Source organism: Thermovirga sp. (assembly GCF_017656375.1).
Lineage (GTDB): Bacteria > Synergistota > Synergistia > Synergistales > Thermovirgaceae > Thermovirga.
Genome location: NZ_JACDOB010000011.1, coordinates 22,093 through 42,584, shown reverse-complemented (window position 1 = coordinate 42,584; position 20,492 = coordinate 22,093). Strand labels below are relative to the sequence as shown.

Annotated in this window: 20 protein-coding genes; 10 read left to right on the top strand and 10 right to left on the bottom strand. The window is 42.6% G+C overall.

Annotated features, from left to right (window positions below):
• Nucleotides 1–143: 143 nt before the first annotated feature.
• From H0Z23_RS05070 to H0Z23_RS05055, 4 genes are all read right to left on the bottom strand, one after another.
• Entirely contained in the window at nt 144–1,634 is a 1,491-nt protein-coding gene (locus H0Z23_RS05070; protein WP_296867892.1) for a tripartite tricarboxylate transporter permease, read from the bottom strand.
• A 22-nt stretch (nt 1,635–1,656) separates the two neighbouring features.
• Entirely contained in the window at nt 1,657–2,133 is a 477-nt protein-coding gene (locus tag H0Z23_RS05065) for a tripartite tricarboxylate transporter TctB family protein (RefSeq protein ID WP_296867891.1), read from the bottom strand.
• Nucleotides 2,134–2,211: 78 nt separating this feature from the next.
• Nucleotides 2,212–3,201: a tripartite tricarboxylate transporter substrate binding protein gene (locus tag H0Z23_RS05060; protein WP_296867890.1), complete on the bottom strand. Its 990-nt coding sequence runs from the start codon at nt 3,199–3,201 to the stop codon at nt 2,212–2,214.
• A gap of 87 nt (nt 3,202–3,288) precedes the next feature.
• Nucleotides 3,289–3,987, bottom strand: coding sequence for a GntR family transcriptional regulator (locus tag H0Z23_RS05055; protein WP_296867889.1), 699 nt, complete (start codon nt 3,985–3,987; stop codon nt 3,289–3,291).
• 174 nt (nt 3,988–4,161) lie between these two features.
• On the opposite strand from H0Z23_RS05055, the gene H0Z23_RS05050 reads away from it, so the two are divergent.
• Both H0Z23_RS05050 and H0Z23_RS05045 read left to right on the top strand, forming a co-directional pair.
• On the top strand, nt 4,162–5,712 hold the full coding sequence (locus H0Z23_RS05050) for a bifunctional GNAT family N-acetyltransferase/carbon-nitrogen hydrolase family protein (protein ID WP_296867888.1): 1,551 nt from the start codon (nt 4,162–4,164) through the stop codon (nt 5,710–5,712).
• A complete protein-coding gene (locus H0Z23_RS05045) occupies nt 5,682–6,668 on the top strand; it encodes a PLP-dependent cysteine synthase family protein (RefSeq protein WP_296867887.1) in 987 nt (328 codons plus the stop codon). The genes H0Z23_RS05050 and H0Z23_RS05045 overlap by 31 nt, the downstream gene beginning before the upstream one ends.
• A gap of 16 nt (nt 6,669–6,684) precedes the next feature.
• On the opposite strand, the gene H0Z23_RS05040 is transcribed toward H0Z23_RS05045, so the two are convergent.
• The 4 genes from H0Z23_RS05040 to H0Z23_RS05025 form a co-directional block, all read right to left on the bottom strand.
• Entirely contained in the window at nt 6,685–7,398 is a 714-nt protein-coding gene (locus H0Z23_RS05040; RefSeq protein ID WP_296867886.1) for a FadR/GntR family transcriptional regulator, read from the bottom strand.
• Between the two features lie 78 nt (nt 7,399–7,476).
• The gene (locus H0Z23_RS05035) at nt 7,477–7,824 is read right to left on the bottom strand and encodes a GrdX family protein (protein WP_296867885.1); all 348 of its coding nucleotides are present in this window, start codon (nt 7,822–7,824) and stop codon (nt 7,477–7,479) included.
• 46 nt (nt 7,825–7,870) lie between these two features.
• On the bottom strand, nt 7,871–9,172 hold the full coding sequence (locus H0Z23_RS05030; protein ID WP_296867884.1) for a glycine/betaine/sarcosine/D-proline family reductase selenoprotein B: 1,302 nt from the start codon (nt 9,170–9,172) through the stop codon (nt 7,871–7,873).
• Between the two features lie 19 nt (nt 9,173–9,191).
• Nucleotides 9,192–10,508 (bottom strand): glycine/sarcosine/betaine reductase component B subunit, encoded by a 1,317-nt coding sequence (locus H0Z23_RS05025; RefSeq protein WP_296867883.1) that lies wholly within the window; start codon nt 10,506–10,508, stop codon nt 9,192–9,194.
• A gap of 139 nt (nt 10,509–10,647) precedes the next feature.
• On the opposite strand from H0Z23_RS05025, the gene H0Z23_RS09015 reads away from it, so the two are divergent.
• The 8 genes from H0Z23_RS09015 to H0Z23_RS04990 all read left to right on the top strand — a co-directional run bounded on the left by H0Z23_RS09015 (nt 10,648) and on the right by H0Z23_RS04990 (nt 18,868).
• Nucleotides 10,648–11,163, top strand: a complete 516-nt coding sequence (locus H0Z23_RS09015) for a TRAP transporter small permease subunit (protein ID WP_366928873.1) — start codon at nt 10,648–10,650, stop codon at nt 11,161–11,163.
• A 5-nt stretch (nt 11,164–11,168) separates the two neighbouring features.
• On the top strand, nt 11,169–12,482 hold the full coding sequence (locus H0Z23_RS05020; protein ID WP_296867882.1) for a TRAP transporter large permease: 1,314 nt from the start codon (nt 11,169–11,171) through the stop codon (nt 12,480–12,482).
• Between the two features lie 80 nt (nt 12,483–12,562).
• Nucleotides 12,563–13,666 (top strand): NAD/NADP-dependent octopine/nopaline dehydrogenase family protein, encoded by a 1,104-nt coding sequence (locus tag H0Z23_RS05015; protein WP_296867881.1) that lies wholly within the window; start codon nt 12,563–12,565, stop codon nt 13,664–13,666.
• Nucleotides 13,667–13,678: 12 nt separating this feature from the next.
• Nucleotides 13,679–15,256, top strand: a complete 1,578-nt coding sequence (sdaAA, locus tag H0Z23_RS05010) for an L-serine ammonia-lyase, iron-sulfur-dependent, subunit alpha (RefSeq protein ID WP_296867880.1) — start codon at nt 13,679–13,681, stop codon at nt 15,254–15,256.
• Nucleotides 15,257–15,287: 31 nt separating this feature from the next.
• Nucleotides 15,288–16,283, top strand: a complete 996-nt coding sequence (locus tag H0Z23_RS05005) for an ornithine cyclodeaminase family protein (protein ID WP_296867879.1) — start codon at nt 15,288–15,290, stop codon at nt 16,281–16,283.
• Between the two features lie 34 nt (nt 16,284–16,317).
• Complete coding sequence (locus tag H0Z23_RS05000; protein WP_296867878.1) at nt 16,318–17,313, top strand: ornithine cyclodeaminase family protein; 996 nt, start codon at nt 16,318–16,320, stop codon at nt 17,311–17,313.
• A 125-nt stretch (nt 17,314–17,438) separates the two neighbouring features.
• Entirely contained in the window at nt 17,439–18,449 is a 1,011-nt protein-coding gene (dctP, locus tag H0Z23_RS04995; protein ID WP_296867877.1) for a TRAP transporter substrate-binding protein DctP, read from the top strand.
• A gap of 143 nt (nt 18,450–18,592) precedes the next feature.
• Nucleotides 18,593–18,868 carry an HU family DNA-binding protein gene (locus H0Z23_RS04990; RefSeq protein WP_296867876.1) on the top strand — a complete coding sequence of 92 codons (276 nt, stop codon included), beginning with the start codon at nt 18,593–18,595 and terminating at the stop codon, nt 18,866–18,868.
• 64 nt (nt 18,869–18,932) lie between these two features.
• Here H0Z23_RS04990 and H0Z23_RS04985 read toward each other — a convergent pair whose 3' ends face one another.
• Both H0Z23_RS04985 and H0Z23_RS04980 read right to left on the bottom strand, forming a co-directional pair.
• Nucleotides 18,933–20,183, bottom strand: a complete 1,251-nt coding sequence (locus H0Z23_RS04985) for a M20 family metallo-hydrolase (RefSeq protein ID WP_296867875.1) — start codon at nt 20,181–20,183, stop codon at nt 18,933–18,935.
• Nucleotides 20,184–20,216: 33 nt separating this feature from the next.
• Nucleotides 20,217–20,447, bottom strand: coding sequence for a PqqD family protein (locus H0Z23_RS04980; RefSeq protein ID WP_296867874.1), 231 nt, complete (start codon nt 20,445–20,447; stop codon nt 20,217–20,219).
• Nucleotides 20,448–20,492: the final 45 nt, after the last annotated feature.

Here is a 20,492-nt window from a genome sequence, read left to right as displayed (position 1 = left end):
AACAACCACCTCCGAATTGTGTAAATTTTGCATATAAATTGTGTCATTTTATAGCATAGATAAGAAAATATATCTATATTCCAGTTAATATTATGCAATATACGCGCGTTATCGTTGTTTTTGTTTGGCTTGTTGTATTGAAGTCATGATTTTGCAGCGGCCCTTTTTTGCTTGTATAAGGAAAAGGCCACCGAGAGGGCAGCAAGCAAAAGGAGCGTGAGAGAAATGGGCTTTTCCAGGAAGAACATCACGTCGTTGCCGGAGATTGTCATTGCGTTTCTGAAGGATTGTTCCGTTGTGCCTCCTAGGATCAACGCTAGAACCAGGGGTGGTATGGGTATCTCAAGTTTCCAAAATAGGTAGCCAGCAAGAGCGAAGACCGATACCAATATGAAATCGAAAGAGCTGTAGTTGAGGAAGTATGTTCCCATGAAAGCCATTCCCAAGATTAAGGGAAGCATTATTCTCTGGGGAATCTTGAGGAGTTGCACTAAGGGAACTGCAAGAGGTAGGTTGATAAGCACCAGCATGATGTTCCCGATGATCATAGAGGCGATGACTCCCCAAGCAATTTCCGGGTGCATCTGGAACAAAATAGGGCCTGGCCTTACGCCCAGCATCATGAGAGCGCCCAGCATTACTGCGGTAGTGCCGCTCCCAGGAATACCCAGAGTCAGTAGAGGAACGAAGGCTCCACAGCTGGAGGCATTGTTTGCCGCTTCAGGGGCTGCGAGCCCCTCAATGGCGCCCTTACCAAATTTTTCAGGGTTTTTGCTCAATGTCTTTTCAAGAGCATAAGACACAAAGGTAGCAACTGTACCGCCCATGCCGGGAAGCACACCGATCAAAAATCCAAGGGGCGAGCTTCTGAGTATGGGCTTTATGGTCTTTTTGAAGTCCTCCCAAGGGACCCACACTCTGCCAATGGTCTTGGAGTCTATGCTGTAGTGAGTTTCTAGGTTTCCGTAGTTTTTGAAAACTTCAGCTACAGCGTATAATCCTATCATGGCCACCAGAAAATCTATACTGTCCTGTAGTTCTGGAACAAAAGTAAAGCGCAGTATTCCAGTGGGTGGGTCTATCCCTATTGTGCTCAGCATGAAGCCGAAGGCCATAGCTATGAACCCTTTCAACATGTTGCCCTGGGATAAAGTAACTGTCGCAGTCAAAGCAAATATCATGAGAGAAAACATCTCTGCGGGGCCAAACTTCAATGCTGCGTTTGCGACCGGCATGGTCAAGAAGATCAAGAATATCATGCCAATGATTCCGCCTATAAAGGATGCTATAGCCGATATGGCAAGAGCTTTTCCGGCCTCGCCATTTTTAGTCATTGGGTATCCATCGAAGCAAGAGACTATTGCCGATGCATCTCCAGGGGTGTTTATCATTATAGATGCACGGGAACCACCGAACATAGCGCCGTAGTATATGGCAGCCATTGTTATAAGGGCGGTTGTAGGGTTCATCCCGTAGCTTATGGGTATCAAAATAGCTACACCGGTGGCGGGGCCTAGGCCAGGTAGCATGCCTATTATCGTTCCCATGAGCCCACCGATGAAGACCCAGGTAATGTTAGTCAAGGTTAAAGCAGCGTCTAATCCTATGGATAGATTGTGAAAGATAGTTTCCATAACCAAATACCTCCTCTACACATTAAAAGGGGAGAAATGATAGTAACCCTCTAGGCAAGCTCAAGCCTAGCAAAATGGCGAAGACTATGTAGGTTATCACGGGGAATGTAAGGGAGATAAGCAAGTTTTCCAGCCATCTTTTGCCATTGATAAGCCTGGTGATGCACAACATGAATATCGCCGTTGATATAACGTATCCTAGAGGAACCAATACGAACCCATATGCTATACCTAGGCATATTGTTAAGGCAATTTTTACGTATAAATCTTTTTGCTCTCTTAATCCCAGGTGGAAGATTTCTTTTTTAGATTTGTCCAATTTCTTGTCTTTAATCAGAAGTATAAGGCCGCACAGGAAAGCCAAGCATCCTGCCAGAAGGGGGAAGAGTTTTGGCCCTACATTGTCTCCCATGGCAGTTTCGGGGAGTCTCAAGGTTGCGAATATATAAATGCTGCTTATTGTTATCGCCAACAATCCCGAAATCTCATTCTTAGTCACCAGTTTCTTCCTCCTTTTTGAAGCCAAGTGAAGGCGGTGTCTACCTCCACTTGGCTGTACTTAAGGTCTGTGTGCTTGTTACTTTATCAATCCAACCTTGGACAGAAGGTCCTTTATCTCTTTTTCCTGATCTTCAAGGTAGGCTTTGTACTCGTCTGCGTTCTGGTAGAACTGATCCCATCCCAGGTTTTTGAGAGATTCCTTCCATGTTTTGCTTTCGACCATTTTCTTGAGGGTTTCATTCCAGAAAGCTATCTGTTCTTCAGAGAGTCCTGGAGCAGCCATTATTCCTCGCCAGTGGGGGAATACCAAATCTACGCCTTGCTCCTTGTATGTAGGTACGTCAGGAAGGATATTGAGACGCTCAGGAGATGAAATACCGAGAAGTTTGAGGTTTCCTGCCTTTACTTGTTCAAGTGTCTCTCCAAGGCTTATGGTTATGGCCTTTATATGGCCTCCTAGGAGCGCAGGGATTTGACCGGCTGCTGTTTCAGGGTAAACTACGAATTTGACGGTGGCAGGATCTACGCCGTACTTTTTGGCTAGCATCAAAAACTGTATGTGATCGTCGTTACCGAGGGTTGGGCCAACGCCAATGGGCATATCGCCAGGATTCGCCTTTAATGCCTCAAAGAAGCTCTTTAAGTCAGAATAAGGGGCATCGCTCTTTACGGCAATGGTTTCCCATTCTGCCTGCAGGTTAGCCAAGACTGTGAAGTCCTTGAAAGTTAATTTGCTCTTGCCAAGTAAATTATTTAAGAGGATCAAGCTAGAGTTTACTGCCAAATACTCTCCTTTACCCTTTTTGCCTTTCAGATATGTCCATCCCGTTGCACCGCCACCGCCGGGCATGTTGGTGACGATGATTGGCTGATCTACAAGCTTTTCCTCTTCAAGGGCTTTTTTGACTACTCTGGCAAGGGTATCCCATCCACCGCCAGGCCCAGCAGGAGCTACTATTTCAATAGGCCTGGTGGGTTTCCATGCAGCACTTGCCAGTCCAGCAACAGAAAGGACAAAAGCTGAGATCAACACCAAGGCAAGCATTTTTTTGAAAGAACCTTTCATAATTCCAACCTCCTTTTTGTTATTAGTGAATTTTTTGATTTTTGCCTTTTTTAGCTTCTCGTATCCCTCCTTCCTGTTTTTGTATTTTTAAATCATTTTTTTTTGAGGTGTGTTGTTGGGGTGAAATTCAATGGTGAGTGCCTTTATGGCGTTTTCCAGGTGTTCTTTGACTAGCCGTTCAGCCTTATCAGGGTTTCTTTCTGATATTGCTTCAAGTATCTGGCCATGTTCCTTGAGGGCCTGTACTTTTCGTGAAGACTTACTGAAGGAACGGGATCGTAGCCTTCTTAGATATTCATGGTATGTGGCAAGTAGGCTCAAAAGCCTGGGCATATTGGATGGGGCAACTATAGCTTCGTTGAATTTTTGGGACAGGGCGAAAAGTTTGTTGTCGTCTCCTTGTTCATATGCTTCTTCCATTTGGGAGTAGAGCCTTTTTAGCTCTTTCAGTTCTTCGTCAGTAATATTCTTGCAGACAGATCTTATGGCTAGGGCTTCAAGGGCTTGTCTTATGGAATAGATCTCAATTATATCCTCTTTAGATAGTCCCTTTACGAAAAGCCCCTTACGGGGAATCCTCTCCACCAGGCCCTCTGACTCCAGCATGCGCAAAGCTTCTCTCACAGGGGTCCGGCTTACGTTAAGCTTTTCGGCAAGCTCACTTTCGATCAACTTGTCGCCGTCTTTCAGTTCTCGCCTGAAAATAGCCTCTCTAAGGGTTTCATAAACTATTACTCTGACGGGCACATAAGTTTCTTCGGGAATAGCTTTTAGTATGGAATCCATTTTTTTCACCTCTTTGGATTCTGGTATCCTTACATACAAGGATACATTATCTGTCAATTATGTCAACTAGGAAAACACCTTAGTGTAAGCGTGTTTTAGCGTGTTAAATTGTTGCGGTGGAAATCTTTGGTTTATAATAATAGAGAAAGAAAGAATTTGGAGGTAGTGCTATCAATGGATAAGAAAAGAGAGGATTATTCCAAGCTCAAACTTAGAACTCTAAAGATCGAGGATTATGAAGATATAAGGAAGATAATGGACCTTATATACCCTGATATGGGAGGAGCCTGGAGTTACAAGCAGTTTGAGTGCATGGTGAGGAGGTTCCCGGAGGGGCAATTAGGTATGGAGTTTGAGGGACACATAGTTGCCGCCGCCCTTTCATTGATCATAGATTCTACTGTTTATGGGGATCGCCACACTTATAAGCAAATAGTAGGGGATGGTACGTTGAAAAATCATGATCCCGATGGGGATTATTTGTACGGCATAGATGTCTTCGTGCACCCAGATTATAGGGATATGCGGCTTGGCAGGAGACTGTACGATGCCAGAAAGGAACTCTGTGAGACTTTAAACCTTAAGGGAATAATTATAGGGGGTAGGATTCCTGGATATGCTAAATACGCAGATTCCATGAAGCCAGGTGAATATGTTCGAATGGTGGAAAACAAGGAGATCACAGACCCGGTTTTAACCTTTCAGCTCAGCAACGATTTTCACGTCAAGCGAATAGTGCCTGGCTATTGGCCGGCGGACACGAAATCCAAGGGATACGGAGTAATCCTCGAGTGGCACAACATATATTACGAAGAAAAGAAGAGCCTGATAAAGAGGGTCAAAACTTATGTTCGCTTAGGTGTAGTACAGTGGCAGATGAGGCTTTTTAATTCTTTTGATGACTTTATGCAGCAGGTTGAGTTTTTTGTGGATGCTGTCTCTGGCTACAAGGCAGATTTAGTCCTTTTCCCAGAGCTCTTCAATGTCCCTCTGATAGCTCACTATGATCAGAAGGACCCTGCTGAGGCAATGCGGCTTTTAGCCCAATACACTGAGCCTATGAGAGAGGCCTTGGTGAGGATGGCCTTGAGCTACAACATAAATATTGTTTCAGGTAGCGTGCCTGAGTACAAAAATGGGGCTCTGTACAATGTGTCTTTTCTCTGTAGGCGGGACGGTACATGGGATAAGCAGTACAAACTTCATATAACCCCTGATGAATATATGACGTGGGGTCTTCAGGGGGGAGACGAGCTTAAGGTTTTTGATACTGATGTAGGGAAAATCGGCATATTAGTTTGCTATGACGTAGAATTTCCTGAGCTTCCTAGGATACTTGCTGATATGGGAATGACCATTTTGTTGGTGCCTTATTGGACTGATACGAGAAACGGATATCTCAGAGTAAGGCATTGTGCCCAAGCAAGAGCCATAGAGAACGAATGCTACGTTGCCATTACAGGAAGCGTAGGTAACATCCCAAAGGTAGAAAACATGGACATTCAGTATTCTCAGTCTGCCATACTGACTCCCGCTGATTTTGCTTTTCCTCCTGATGCTGTGGCTGCTGAGGCCACGCCTAATACTGAGATGGCCTTGATAGCTGATTTAGATATAGACTTGATAAAGGAACTTAGGACTTCAGGCAGTGTGAGGAGCCTTCAGAGCCGTAGAGATGACCTCTACAGGGTTCAATGGCTAAAAAAGGGAGGAAAGAAGGGATAAGCATGTTTTGTAAAAGTGTTTTGGAAGCCATAGGTAATACTCCTGTTGTGAAGTTGTCCAGGCTTTGCAGGGAATGGGAATTAGAGGGCCAGCTGTTTGCCAAATTGGAAAATCTTAATCCTGGTTACAGCAAGAAAGACAGGATAGCCCTCAAAATAATTGAGGAAGCGGAGGCTTCTGGGGCACTTTCTCCAGGGCAGCCGGTGGTGGAACTTACAAGTGGCAATACAGGTACAGGACTTGCCATAGTTTGTGCTGTTAAAGGTTATCCCTTTATTGCTGTCATGTCCAAAGGCAACTCCATGGAAAGAGCGAGGATGATGGAAGCCCTTGGGGCAGAGGTGGTCCTTGTGGATCAAGCCCCTGGCTCTGTGCCAGGGCAGGTGTCTGGGGAGGACCTGGCTTTGGTAGAGGCAAAAACACAAGAGGTGGTAAAAGAATTAGGAGCTTTTAGGGCTGATCAATTTATGCTTGAGGCTAATGCAAAAGCTCATGAGCTTCACACAGGTGAGGAGCTGTGGCATGATCTTGATGGGCAAATAGATGCGTTCGTCGATTTTGTTGGAACCGGGGGTACTTTTGTGGGATGCGCTAAGGCTCTTAAAAAACACAACCCGGACATAAGGTGCTATCTTGTTGAACCCGCTTCTGCTCCATATCTTGCGGGAGGGCCCATAAAAAATCCAAATCATAAGATTCAGGGCGGGGGATACTGTAGGGATTTGCCTCTATTGGATAGGTCTCTTGTTGAGGAGTACATTACTGTAACCGACGAGGAGGCTATTGAAGGAGCGAGGGCTCTCGCGGAGATAGAGGGCATATTTGGCGGATTTTCAACGGGAGCCCATGTCTTCGCTGCGGCCCGGCTTCTGCGTGGGAAGGAAAAAGGGAACACTATAGCTTTTTTGGTTTGTGATTCAGGCCTTAAATATTTGAGCACAGATCTTTATGTTTAAGTTTAAGGCAACAATGTCAAGAGTGGCTGGTTCCCTTTGCTTCCTCAGCTATAAATTTGTTGGTTAGGTCCAGGCTTTTTAATATGTGTTTCTCCATAAGAGAGCGTGCTTTTTCTGCGTTTTTATTCTTTATGGCATTAAGAATTTCATAATGTTGTGCGGAAAAGCTTTTTAAATCTTCAACGGAAAACTTTGCGAATTTCTTCCGTTGGAGAGATATTTCGCTTCTAATGGAGTTGTAAATTTGAAGTAGGAGTTTGTTGCCTGAAAGTTCAACTATTGCATCATGGAACTTAGCATGAATATCGGTATCGGGTTTTTGTAGTTCTTTTTCTTTGTCGAGGATTTTTTCTAGTTTCTTTATATCCTTCTCCTTTGCCCTTTGAGCCGCCCAAAATGCGGCCTGGGTTTCTATTATCATGCGTACTTCCATGAGTTCTACGAAAGAAGAACCTTGAGATATTGTATGGAGTAACTCGCTGTTGTTCAAATTTATTAAGGCTCGTTGAGATAGATAAGTACCATGCCCGGGCTTTGATTCAACTACACCATAAAGAGTTAAGGCTTTTATAACTTCCCTGATAACGCTACGACTCACATTCAATTTGCCTGCTAATGTCGTTTCGGTGGGTAATTTTTCGCCAGGTTTCCAATGGCCTTTTTTTATTGCCGAAATAATTTCTCCTAAAACTAATTCGTATAAAGTAGATTTTTTTTGAGGTTTTAGCATTGCCTTTCCTCCGCAAACAATCAGTACTTTTCCAATAGTAGTGTTACATGAAATATAAATATTCCATATGGCTATCTCTTAAAATGTTACTGTTTTTTCTAGAAGTTCAAGATCCAATTCTGCATAGTCGTATAAAAATACCTTTGGAGTAGGTCTGTTATTAATGGATTTATAAATATGATCAATCGCCACAAGAATAGTTTTGATTCCGTTCTTATCTATTTGTCCGCCGCTTCTCTTTTTTGAGACTAAAATAGAGCGATATGGGTTACACGAAAGCCTTATGCTCCCAGAAATTGGATGCGAGTGGAGCAAGTACCCTTTCTCTAAGAATTCTAAAACCTTATCAATTACTTGCAAAGGCCCTCCATAAACGTAGATAACATTACTATATTTATCACGTACTAAAGGGTTATTCGTAATCACTGTTAAAGTACTATCTATCTTGTTCATTTTTTTAGTGTTTAGCATTTTAAAAGACTTTTTGTTCTGTTAAATTCGTTTGAAGGGCCAAAAGAGCGCTTTGTAGAATTTTCAATCGTATTTCTAACTCAGCTTTATAATCCCTTTCCGAAGGAGATCCTACAGGGTGAGGTATAGCTACTCCTCGAACTATTCTGTTTGCTCCTACAGTCAAAGCTATACTAGGTATCGCGGTAATCAGGGCTACAGGTATCCCGACCCTTTCGATTTCTCTTGCAATCGTTGCTCCGCAACGAGTTCCTGTCCCTCAAGTAGAGGTCATAACAACTCCATTTACGCCTTCGTTTTGGAGCATTGATGCGATTTCCTTGCCATACATCTCTGCAGATTTAACTGCAGTGACATTCCCAACTGTGACGAAATACTTCTCAAGGAGTTTTCTAAATAGACCTTTTTTTTCCAATATTCGAAGCCCATCAATGGGAAGGATCCGGTTAGGGTCTTGTGTTGCAGGGACTGGATCATAGCCACCATGAGCGACCTCGTAATCTTCTTTTTTAAGTTTTGAGATTTCTTCAATTGAATACATGCACCATTTTGATGCATTATGCGCTTCTATTTTGTCCGGATTGCCTCTGGGGACAATACCTCCTTCAGTCCCAGCAGCGATCAAGGATTCAGAAATATTTTGTAATGCTGGAGCAGGAGGCACATGGTCAAAAATTGGCATGGGTAGTTCTGTTTCAAAGTTTTTGCCTCCGAGTTTGTTCAAAAGCATTTCTACAGCTCGCTTAGAACCTCTTTTTTCTCTACGTACGTTTACGCGTATTCCGCGAGGGTGGTAACCTTCTTCCGTTGGTCCTCCAATATATTGTCCGTCAAGAATTTTAAGAGAAAGCATAACCATTCTTTCCAGTGTCCTTTTGAGGTCTCTTACAGAGTCCTTTGTTTCAATGATAAATGTTGTTTTCTTTGCTATCTCTATCCCTGGGTTGGTTTCGTGCATTCCACTAACGCATGGTATTTGTAGTCTTTTCCCTACCATTTCGCATAAAGTTCCACATGCTAAACCAAACCTTCCAGCAGCGAAGGCTGGGCCTGCAATGAAAATATCGGGTTTTATCTCTTGGAACCATGATAACGTTTGCTTCTTTAGCTCTTCGGGGTGTTCGGCGGCATAATTATCACCACATATGATGGTATGAGATATTTTTATACGGTTTTTAGAAAGTTTTTCGATTTCTTTCCCAAACCCTACGGCTCCCTCCACTACATAAGGAGAGATGTTTGCGCTTTGTTCACCGCCCACACCAGCAAAAAATTGATTTATATAATGAACAGCCTTATACATCACAAACGTCCTCCCTTTTCTAAACGGCTTTAGTAGAAAGGTTTTCCATTCCTAATTCATTTGTGGACCCCATAATCCCTGCTATTTCGATGCAAATGGAACCATCGGGTTGAAGACTACCAGAATGTCCGCCAGTTATAGTTTCAACTGCTTCAATATGCCCTATAATCTCGTCCATTGGCGGTAAAACAACTATTTCGTTACCATTCCCATTCGTGACGACCGCATTGGCTTCTGGGGTGACGTCTGCTAATCCGGGCGATGCCCCATCGCTTCCCGCGTATTCATCAGTTACTATAACAGTGTGAATGCCCGCTCTTTCTAAAAGTCGCGTGGTGAGCATAAGGTCGCTTTCTGGATTACCTCCTCCATCTTCAGCAATAATGGCTCCCTCTGCGCCAACAGCCAGAGCGAGTTTTAGAACTTGGTATGAATTCCTTTCTTTTTCGCTGAAAGATGTTCTAACGGGTTGAGCTATAATGCCTAAAAATGCTAATCTTTTTCCGTGTTCTGCTAGCAGGTCTTCTACGATAGGATCTTTTAGGTGATGATATGTAGTATGTTTATGGCAGGGTGCAGCACAATTGCCGCTCACAAGTGCTCCATCAAACAACTCCGTAGGTTTTAGCCAGAAGGGAAAAGATGCTTCGCGAACATTTAAGCCGTAGATGTAGTTGTCATGCAGTAAGCCTTGTGCAAGAACTTGCCGCACGTAAACTACTTTTGGCAATGTTGGATATTTTTTGTAAATTTCCGGAATAGTTTCATTAGGATATTTAATCTCTTCATAGTAAGGAGCGCCTATAGACGCTTTCCCAATCATTGTAGCGGCTTTTACACCAGCTTCTCGAACAACTCGTTCGTGTTCATGTTTGTCAATCCCCGTAATAGGCTCTATAACAAGGACAATGTTGCAGAGACGGGAAAAAACGGAGTATTCCGCACCTGGTCCCGCCATGTCTATGAGCCCTTCTTGAAAATTAACCAATTTGCCGCAAGTTACTACACCTACTCCTTCGAGCATTGCAGTTGTGCCACTTCCAGAGATAGCTCCGGCTGGAGTTCCAATGCAGCCAGGGAAAACAGCCCCATCGCCTTGGAGTTTTGCAATGGGAGCCAAAACGTCTTTAACTGGGATTATTCTTTTTCTTTCTCCTGGCCTGGCAATGTGAATTTCTACAGAAGAAATGTGTTTGTCTTCTAATATTGCAGCTTTAATTTCTTCGATATTTATGTAAAGGTTCTTTTCTTTTATCTCTGTTTTTGTACCCTCAATGACATTTTTGATATCTATCTTTCGGAGACGGAACTCAGACATGTATGCCTTGTTGTGCATTTGGATACCTCCCCTAAGAAGTATTGACAATCTAAAATACAAATACTACACTATACTAAAGTCAGACAATATTATAATATGAGCTTAAGATGCTTGTCAAACTTGAACGCTATCCCAAATTCAGAGGAGGTAAGGGGGTATGGTTCTAAAGAAGTTGGCAAAATCAATGTGGTCTTTGGCTTATGCGGTTCAGGGTGTTGTCCTAACTTTTTTGATGCTGAGTGTCACCGTGATTGTTTTTATTCAGGTGATTTTGCGGTATGTATTGCACGCCCCTCTTATGGGGATTGAGGAATTGGTGCTTTTTCCAGCAATTTGGCTCTACATGTTAGGGGGAGCAAATGCCTCCTTGGAACGGAATCACATACAATGCAATGTCATCACTGTTTATGTAAAAAATCCAGTAGCTTTGAGTTTACTTAACCTTTTAAAATCAACAATTTCTCTGAGTGTATGTCTTTGGTTGGCGTACTGGGCATATAAGTACTTTATGTATTCATTGAAGGTATGGAAACTAAGTAACCTTTTGTATATTCCTCTTTTTTTTGGAGAAAGCTCCCTTTTCATTTGTTTAATGTTGATGTCAATTTACACATCAGTGGAATTATGTGATCACCTTATAAAGGTCAGATCTCTTCTTAGGGAAAGGGGGTAAGTGTCGTGAGCCTTCCAGTGACGGTCTTGCTTGATTTTATGCTTCTTGTGACATTGTTAATCCTTGGTGTGCCATTACCTTTTTGTTTCGGTGGGGCTTTATGGTTTATGAGCGTTTTTGGTAATGTGGCTATGGCTAGCATGATGATGTGGGGCTTTAACCAAATGATAAATATGGTGCTTTTGGCAAGCCCGCTTTTTATATTTGCTGGCCTTCTTATGGCTAACAGTGGAATAGCTGACAAGCTGCTGGATTTTGTAGATATATTTGTGGGCAGAGTTAAAGGTGGATTAGGTGTTGTATGTGTTGTGACTTGCGCTATTATTGGTGCCATCTCGGGAAGCGGCTTCACCGGGGTTGCTGCAACGGGCCCAATAATGATTCCGCGAATGGTTTCTCAAGGTTATCCAAGAGGCTACGCTACGGCGCTAGTTACTGTTTCTTCCATTTTAGGCCTCCTCATACCTCCCAGTGTGATAATGATTATCTACGGTTGGATAACTGAAACATCAATTCTCGCTTGTTTTTTGGCTACTGTGGGGCCAGGAATTTTAATAACAGCACTTTTTTCGGTAATAAATTTGTTTTTGGCCCGTAGAATGCCAAATATCCTAGTAGATAGCCCGGAAGAGCTTTCAAGAAAACGCAAGGAAATTCCTATACGCTTTGTAAAAGCCCTTCCGGCCTTGTCGATACCCGTTGTTATTCTTGGAGGAATCTATGGAGGGGTATTTACCCCTACTGAAGCGGCTGCTGTGGCAGCCATTATAGCTTTGCCTGTGGGATTTTTTATATATAAGGGCTTGACTACAAAAAATTTTGTTCCTGTCGTTAGGGAATCTGCCACGTCTGTTGGGGCAATAATGACAATGATTATTTTTACACTGATACTAAGTCAAACTTTTGTGATGTTACGAGTGCCACAAATGGTGGTGCAATTAGTATTCAAATTTAGCCAAAACTACTTTTTGATATTGTTTCTTATTAATATATTTTTGTTTTTTGTGGGGATGATAGTTAACGACGTAACAGGAATAATCCTACTTGCCCCCCTTTTGTTGCCTTTGGTCAAAGAGATGGGAATGCATCCAATACAGCTTGCTGCCATTATGGGTACAAATCTGGCGATGGGCGGAGTGACGCCTCCTTACGCAAGCATCCTCTATTTAGGTATGCGTGTGGGTAATTGTGAATTTACAGAGATTTTAAAACCAACAATGACTTTTTTGCTTTTAGGATATGTTCCGGTAGTTTTTTTGACAACATATTGGCCGCCTCTTTCTATGTGGCTTCCCACCGTTCTGGGTTATGTAAAATAAATTAATTGATTATGGGCGTTTGCTAATAAAAGTGTTAGTGTTAATTGTAATTTGTGATAAAAGAATGGGGGAAGGAGATAATGAATAAGAAATTAGCGGTTGTCGGGGCAGGAAATGGAGGGCAGGCATTGGCAGGCCACTTAGCCCTGCTAGGGCACAAAGTCAACCTATTAGAACACCCTACTTATAAGGAAAAAATTGAGGCCATTAGAGAAAAAGGTTCAAATATACAGCTTGAAGGAGCAATAGAGGGAGAGGGGAGGTTAGAAAAAGCGACTGTTAATCCTGAGGAGGCGTTGGAAGGAGTGGAATTTGTTTTTGTCGTGGCGCCGGCATTTGCACAACGTCCTTTGATAGAAATGATTATGCCGTTTATGAAGGCTGAAATGAAAATCATTCTTATTCCAGGTAACTTTGGTTCTTTAGAATTGATGAATTTTTTTAGGAAAGAGAATTGTGAAAAGCCGCTTTTGATTGGAGAAACAAATACCCTCCCGTACGCTTGCCGCCAAAAGAATCCTGGCGTTATTGACATTTGGGGAATAAAAACGGAAGTTTTGCTTGCGGTATTGCCTTCCAAACATAATGAGACAGCCCGGATGGAACTAGAGGAAATATTTCCAGTAAATATTGTTAAAGCAAAGAACGTTTTAGAGACATCTTTTTCTAATTTGAATATGGTCGTACATTGTCCAACAATGATTTTAAATGCTGGCCGCATAGAATCAGAGAGAGGAAATTTTAGGTTCTATACAGATGGAATGACTCCTTCGGTATGTAAGGTATGTGAAATGGTAGATCAAGAGAGAATAAGAGTGGGGAATCGATTAGGGCTCACGTTGCAGACTCAAAAGGAGTGGCTTAAAAGAAGTTATTCTCTAGAAGGTGACACTCTTTATGAGCTGCTTCAAGGAAGTCCAGTTTATGGGGAACATGGCCCTGATGCTCCAAGAATCCTTTCGCACCGTTATTTGACTGAGGATGTTCCTTACCTTTTAGTGCCTGTAGCTTCATTTGGAAGACATCTTGGGATTCCCTGTCCTTTGATAGAAAGCATCATTTTGATAGCAGGGGTTATAAATGAGCGGGATTTTTTCTCTGAAGGTAGAACTATTAATAAATTGGGGTTGGACGAGATCAAGTTGGAAAATTGGGACAAATTGCTTGATGAGGGAATATGTTAAAGAGAGAAAGAGGTGAATGCGTTGCCAGAGCCTGGAAGTATTTTCGATATACTGGGCCCTATTATGACTGGACCATCAAGTTCACATACAGCTGGAGCTGTACGTATTGGTAAGATGGCGAGATATCTAGCAGATGCCGAACTCAAGAAAGTCGAAATTACATTTTATGGCTCATTAGCAGAAACGTATAAAGGGCACATGACGGATGCCGGTCTTGTTGGAGGGCTTTTAGGCATGAGCGTAGATAGCCCTGATATAAAAAACGCTCTTGCAAAGGCCAGAGAAGAGGGTGTTGAGTTAATTATACATTTAAACAAGTCATCTGATAAAAACCCCAACACTATAGAGCTAAATTTGATCAGTGAAGAAGGGCAAATATTTATTGAAGGGGTCACCATTGGTGGTGGTGAAATACTTATTTCTAGAATAAACGACAATCCGATAGCTATACGAGGAAAGGAACCGCTTCTAATTTTGTTTGTTGAAGGCAGAAAGATTTCGGACGTACAAATAGATGTAGCCAAATTGGGAATTGATGTAGATACAAAGAATGCTAAAGAAAGTGGCGATCTCCTAATTTTCCCAATGATGAGATCTCCAAACAAAAGCGACTTAAATACTATGGCATCTATAAGAGGAGTAAGGAAAGTCAAATTTATCCCAATGCTTTACGATTACGGGCCGGTTAGAGGAGCTCCGCTTTTCTTGTCAATCTCTGAAATGCTCTCGAAGGCTGAAAAGCATCAGGGAGGCCTTGTCGGGCTTGTAGAAGACTATGAAATGAATAGGAGTGTCCTTACCAAGAGCGCTATAAGAGAAAAGCTTAAGAAGATATGGATAGTTATGAAGGAATCGGCCCATAAAGGACTTACAGGAAAAAACCCCGTAGTTGGAGGGCTTGTGCCGGGAGACGACGCCAAGAGACTTTTTGAAAATTGTAAGAGAGGCACAACAGTTGGGGGCAATATTTTGCCTCTTGCTATCGCCTACGCGCTTGCGGCAATGGAGATTAATGCTTCCATGGGTAGGGTTTGTGCGGCTCCAACGGCTGGTTCTTGTGGGGTGCTACCTGGAGTTCTCTGTGCTGTTGAAGAAAAAAGAAAAATAAGCGAAGAAGTAATAGTAGATGCCCTACTAGTAGCTGGCATCTATGGAGCTATTATTGCTTCTTTGGCTCCTGTTTCAGGAGCACTGGGAGGTTGTCAGTCGGAAGTCGGTGTTGCTTCAGCTATGGCAGCAGCAGCTTTGGTAATTACAGTAGGGGGTCAGCCAGAGCAGACGGCTCAAGCTATGGCAATTGCCTTAAAAAATATTTTAGGCCTGGTATGTGATCCAGTGGCGGGACCTGTAGAGGTTCCCTGCATAAAGAGAAATGCTATTGGTGTAGCTAATGCCTTTGCTGCTGCAGATATGGCGCTCGCAGGAATAAAGAGTGTAATCCCACCAGATGAGGTCATTTATGCCTTAAGGAACGTACAAGCTCTTTTGCCACCAGAACTTAGAGATACTACTTTGGGAGGTTTAGGGGCAACAGAAACTGCGTTACGCCTTAAAGAAGAATGGCTAAAGAAATGCTCCAGTCTGGAGTGATTTACATATAAAAACAGAGGGAGGAAGGAAAATGTTTAAAACCAGACTTTTGAGTCAGGAGGAGGTTAAGTCCCTTATAACTATGAAGGATGTTCTTGAGGCTGTTGAAAAAACTTTCAAAGGGATGGGAGAAGGGACGGTTATAAACCCTACTAAAGTTGGATTGGACCTAGGAGAAACAGCATCTTATCCTCCATATGAGGGTTTTATGAATGCCATGCCTGCCTATGTTGGGTGGTTGGACTCTGCTGGCATCAAGTGGGCGGGCGGATTTCTTGGTGAGCGACGTAGAATGGGTTTGCCGTACATAACGTCGTTAATACTTTTAATAGACCCAAAAATAGGTAATTTTCGGGCGGTAATGGATGGCGCTTATATAACAAATATGAGAACAGGAGCACAAACTGCTATTGCTCTGAAATATTTATATTCTAAAAAGAATCTTCGCTTAGGTCTTTTTGGTGCTGGAATGCAAGGTCATACTCAAACTATGGCCATCTCTGAAATTTTTCACATTGATGAAGTAAGGGTTTATGACATTAACCCTGATGCTTCAAAGAAATACGCGGAAGATATGAAAAATAAAGTTCAAGGCGATATAGTCATAGCCTCCTCGCCAGAGGAAGCAGCGGATGCAGATGTGGTAGTTTGCGTTACCCAGTCAAAAGACAAATTTGTCAAAGATAAGTGGCTTAAGCCGGGGACAATACTTTTCCCAATGGGGTCCTATCAAGAATGCGAAGATGAATTTATTCTTAACGCTGACAAAATAATCGTTGATCATATTGGACAGTGTTTACATAGAGGGGCGTTAAAAGGGCTTAGCGAGGCAGGGAAAATAACGGAAAAGAATATTTATGCCACAATAGGGGAAATTGTTGCAGGAAAAAAATTAGGAAGAGAAAGGGAGGAAGAAAGGATTCTTTGTATTCCAATTGGTACGGGAGCCATGGACGTAGCTGTGGCTACTATAGCGCTTCAGAGGGCCGAAGAAAAAGAGATTGGTGGATTTTATGAGTTTGTTTAAAGAAAGTTTAGCGACATAGGAGGCAGGTGAGTGAGTGGTGGGCACTCTGTTGTTAAGTCGCGAGGACATTAGAGATCTTATTTCCATAGAAGAAGTTGTGGAGGTGGTAGAGAAAACTTTTAAAGACATGGGTGAAGGAGGCGTGATCAACCCGGCGAAATTACATTTAGATCTTGGAGATGGTTCAAGCGGATTGCCGTACAAAGCTGGTATGAACGCAATGCCAGCATATATAGGTTGGCAAAAAGTGGCTGGTATTAAGTTTATAGGAGGATGGGAGAACAACCCTAGTAAAGGTTTACCTTACATAAGAGGCATGATAATACTTGTGAATCCAGAAGATGGACAATTTTTGTCAGTAATGGATGGTGGGCTTATAACGGCGATGAGAACTGGTGCACAAGTAGCTGTAGCACTTAAGTATCTGATGGTAAGTAGAGAGCGTCCTGTAATAGCTCTATTCGGGGCCGGAACGCAGGGAAGAACACAACTTTTAGCTATTTCCTCAGTTTTTGATATAAAAGAATTCAGGGTTTATGACATAAATAAAGATGCTGCTATGTTGTTTTTGAAAGAAATGTCGCCTATGACAAAAGCCCCAATTAAGCTTTTTGATTCTCCTCAGGAGGCAACCGATGGGGCAGACGCAGTTGTCTCTGTAACCCACGCGAAAAACAAATTTATTAGAAAGGAAATGTTTAAAGAGGGCGTTACTTTATGCCCTTTGGGCTCTTTTTCCGAATGTGCTGATGATGTGATACTATCTGCTGACAAAATAGTAGTTGATCATGTAGAACAATGCCTCCACAGAGGAGCCTTGAAAGAGCTTGTAGGAGCAGGTGCTATTACTGCTGAAAACATTTATGGCACTTTAGGAGAAGTGGTTGCAGGGAAAAAGCATGGCAGAACGAAAAATGACGAAAAAATACTTTGTGTCACTATTGGCACAGGAGCCATGGATGTTTCAGTAGCTTCCATGATTTATCGAAGGGCTATGGAAAAGGGTAAGGGAGTTTCTTTTTCTTTCTAGCAAAGTTTTTGCTTTGTGAGAATGTGGAGAACTCAAAAAGGGGAGGTGTATAAGATATACCCAAGACGTTAGTTGGTTTCACTAACTTGAAAAAGCAAGAGTTCGAGCAAGAGGAGGGTTAGGTTATGAAGATGAGAAAAGCTTCTCTAGTAGTGTTAGCAACAGTTGTTTTGTTTGTGATGTTGACGGGAGTAGCCTTTGCGGAGAAGGTGTATCATTGGAAGATAGGTCATATACGCCCCACAGGAACGGAAATAGATAGAGATATTAATTGGTTGGTCGAAAAGATAAAAGAAGAATCGAAGGGTCGCATAACGATAGAAGTTTATCCAGCTAGCCAATTGGGAGATTATACGGTAGTCCAGGAAAGGGTTTCTATGGGTGCCGTAGAAATGCAGCTGGCTTGCTTAGGTACTACAGTATCTAAATCTTTGAACTTGCCAGCAGCTCCTTATTTGGTCACTAATTACGATGAAGCTGCAAAGTTGTTTAAATCTGGTGGAGTTGTATATGATACAGTTAAAGAAATATTGGCAAAGAATGAAAATATTCACCTTATTTCTGGATGGCCTGTCTATTTTGGAGGAATAGGATTGCTTAAGTCGGTTCCCTCGCCAGGTGATCCGAACGTTCCCAAAAATACTAAAATACGAGTTCCACCAATAAAATCCTTTGAGCTAACTGCAAAAGCGCTAGGTTATCAAGCTACCCCAATACCTTGGGCTGAAGTGTTTACAGCAATGCAAACCAGAATAGTAGAAGGAGTTATTGGAGGGGGGGCAGAGGGATATTACGCTAATTTTAGAGATTTACTAAAAGAATATCACGCAGTGAATGATCATTTTGAAATGTGGTGGTGGTACATAAACAAAGATCTCTGGGAAAGCCTGTCGAAAGAAGACCAAGAACTTCTTACAAAGCTAGGGAAGGAACTAGAAACAAAAAGATGGAACGAGGCTCCGTTAGCAGAAAAGAAAAATATGCAAAGGTTGGCTGATGCAGGCATAAAAATTGTTACGTTTAGCCAGGAGGAGCTCAATGCTATGGCAAAGAAGGTGAGGCAGGAAGTATGGCCAGTGATCAAGAAGGATATAGGAGAAGATATTTTTGACAGAGTGGCGACCCAGCTGCAATAATTATATTCGAATTGCGTAAAAGCAAGACAGGAGGGGGAATCGCCCCCTCCTTTTTCAATAGTGAAAGTAAGATATTTAGCAGTTGCAGAAAATAGCTATGGCTGTAATAATCATAACACTGACTTAAGAAAGGAGGATAAACAGTGAATAAAACGGAGCTTGTAAAGCTTGTAGCAAAGAAAACAGGACTAAGTAGTAAAAAAGCTACAGAGTGTGTGAGCGCGTTGCTCGAAGAAATAGCTGCAGCTTTAGCGAAAGGAGATAAGGTTCAGCTAGCAGGTTTTGGAACCTTCGAGGTTAGGGAAAGAGCAGCAAGGGAAGGAAGGAATCCACAGGATCCTACTAAAACTATAACCATCCCTGCGAGGAAAGTGCCAGCTTTCAGGGCAGCGAAAGCCCTTAAAGACAAGGTCTCATAGTATAATTTATATTCTCCAAAATGATATAAGAGATAAAAAAGAGGTGGGGGGTACCCCCACCTCTTTAATTAAGGGCAAGAGTAGCTATCACCTTCGCGTCTTCTACTATATTTGATATCTTTGCGTATTCGTTAGGTTGGTGGGCCATTTCATCCAAAGTTGCCCAGACTACTGCAGGAATACCAAGCTCCCTGAAATGGGCAGCAAAAGTTCCCCCGCCTATGCCGCCAACTTTTGGTTCATTCTCCCTGAGGTCGGAAAGCGCTTTCTGGAGAGATTTGACTATCTGTGAGTTGGGATCTGTCGGGAGAGGAGCATCCAACCTTTGAAGGATTTCGAAGTGTATTTCCGGCAAATCACCTTTTTGAAATTTTTTCTTTATTTCTTCTGCTGTTTTTTGGGCATCGGAAAGGATTTGTTCTATTTTATATTCAGGTAAAATTCTGCAATCAAAGACCAGCTCGTGTTCGCCAGGCACGATGTTGGGAGAGTCGGCAGGGTTTGATGCCATTGTAGGTTCAAAAGTAGAGACTGGAGGATCAAACAGCGCATTTTGCCTGTTGTATTTTTCGTGAAGTAGCTTATCGAAGTTATAGGCAAATTCCAGTGCTACCCTGTGGGCGTTTAGCCCCTTTTGAGGCATGCTGGCGTGGACCTGTTTGCCTTGTACTTTTACCTTAAGCCATAAGATGCTCTTTTCTGCAACCTCTATAAATGATCCGTCAGAGTTGCCTCCATCAGGAACTATAACTAGGTCGTCCTTCTTAAAAAGTTCTGGATGATTTTCCATAAGCCATTTGAGGCCTTTTTCACTGCCCGTCTCCTCATCGCTTACGAAGGCGAGTATTACGCTCCCTTTGGGCCTTATGCTAAGATTCATTAAGGCCTTCATAGCATACAGGGATGAGACAATGCTCTGGCCGTTGTCTTCGCTCCCTCTGCCGTAAATTTTGCCATCTTTAACTAGTGGCTTAAAAGGTTCGGTTACAGTCCACTTGGCCAAGTCTCCTGGCGGAACCACATCCAGGTGAGATAAAATCCAAAGCCTGGGGGCTTTTTCATCTTCCCCGTAATAATAAGCCAGAATGTTCGGCCTAATTCCGTTTTTGGCTCTCTCGTCAGGAGCATCATAACGCTCCACCTTGTCAAAGGGCCAGTCTTTTATTATCTCCAATAATTTCTCTGCCTTGTCGTATTCTCCTTCATAGCCATAGCTGGGACTTATTGCAGGGATTTTTACCATCTCAGCCAAGGTGTCGACCATGGCTTCTTTAAGGCTTTCTACTTCTGAACATACATCTTTATAATTTTTCATTATTGCCCACCACACCCAATCTGCTTAAGTCATTTATTTAAATGTCAACAAATGCCTTTTCTTTAGTTCAAGTATAAAATAAATCAGCCTCTCATATATGGGTTCTGCTGTCTTTCCATAAACTTCTTTTACAGCTTCCCCTATTTCCCTTATGTTTTTTTTGCCGTCACAGAGCGCCCAGACAAAAGCTCCAAGCTCGTCTAGCTTAAGTCTTCGATGTTTTCCGTGAAGCCTTTTAGCAAGAAAATCAAGAGGGGAGTCCATAGGGACAAGCAGGGCTAGACTCCCCTCTTCCTCCTTCATTTCGAT

Coding starts and splice junctions, on each gene's coding strand:
- H0Z23_RS05070 (WP_296867892.1), bottom strand. CDS start 1,634: ATGGAAACTATCTTTCACAATCTATCCATAGGATTAGACGCTGCTTTA.
- H0Z23_RS05060 (WP_296867890.1), bottom strand. CDS start 3,201: ATGAAAGGTTCTTTCAAAAAAATGCTTGCCTTGGTGTTGATCTCAGCT.
- H0Z23_RS05055 (WP_296867889.1), bottom strand. CDS start 3,987: ATGGATTCCATACTAAAAGCTATTCCCGAAGAAACTTATGTGCCCGTC.
- H0Z23_RS05050 (WP_296867888.1), top strand. CDS start 4,162: ATGGATAAGAAAAGAGAGGATTATTCCAAGCTCAAACTTAGAACTCTA.
- H0Z23_RS05045 (WP_296867887.1), top strand. CDS start 5,682: ATGGCTAAAAAAGGGAGGAAAGAAGGGATAAGCATGTTTTGTAAAAGT.
- H0Z23_RS05040 (WP_296867886.1), bottom strand. CDS start 7,398: ATGCTAAAACCTCAAAAAAAATCTACTTTATACGAATTAGTTTTAGGA.
- H0Z23_RS05025 (WP_296867883.1), bottom strand. CDS start 10,508: ATGCACAACAAGGCATACATGTCTGAGTTCCGTCTCCGAAAGATAGAT.
- H0Z23_RS09015 (WP_366928873.1), top strand. CDS start 10,648: ATGGTTCTAAAGAAGTTGGCAAAATCAATGTGGTCTTTGGCTTATGCG.
- H0Z23_RS05015 (WP_296867881.1), top strand. CDS start 12,563: ATGAATAAGAAATTAGCGGTTGTCGGGGCAGGAAATGGAGGGCAGGCA.
- H0Z23_RS05005 (WP_296867879.1), top strand. CDS start 15,288: ATGTTTAAAACCAGACTTTTGAGTCAGGAGGAGGTTAAGTCCCTTATA.
- dctP (WP_296867877.1), top strand. CDS start 17,439: ATGAAGATGAGAAAAGCTTCTCTAGTAGTGTTAGCAACAGTTGTTTTG.
- H0Z23_RS04985 (WP_296867875.1), bottom strand. CDS start 20,183: ATGAAAAATTATAAAGATGTATGTTCAGAAGTAGAAAGCCTTAAAGAA.
- H0Z23_RS04980 (WP_296867874.1), bottom strand. CDS start 20,447: ATGGACTCCCCTCTTGATTTTCTTGCTAAAAGGCTTCACGGAAAACAT.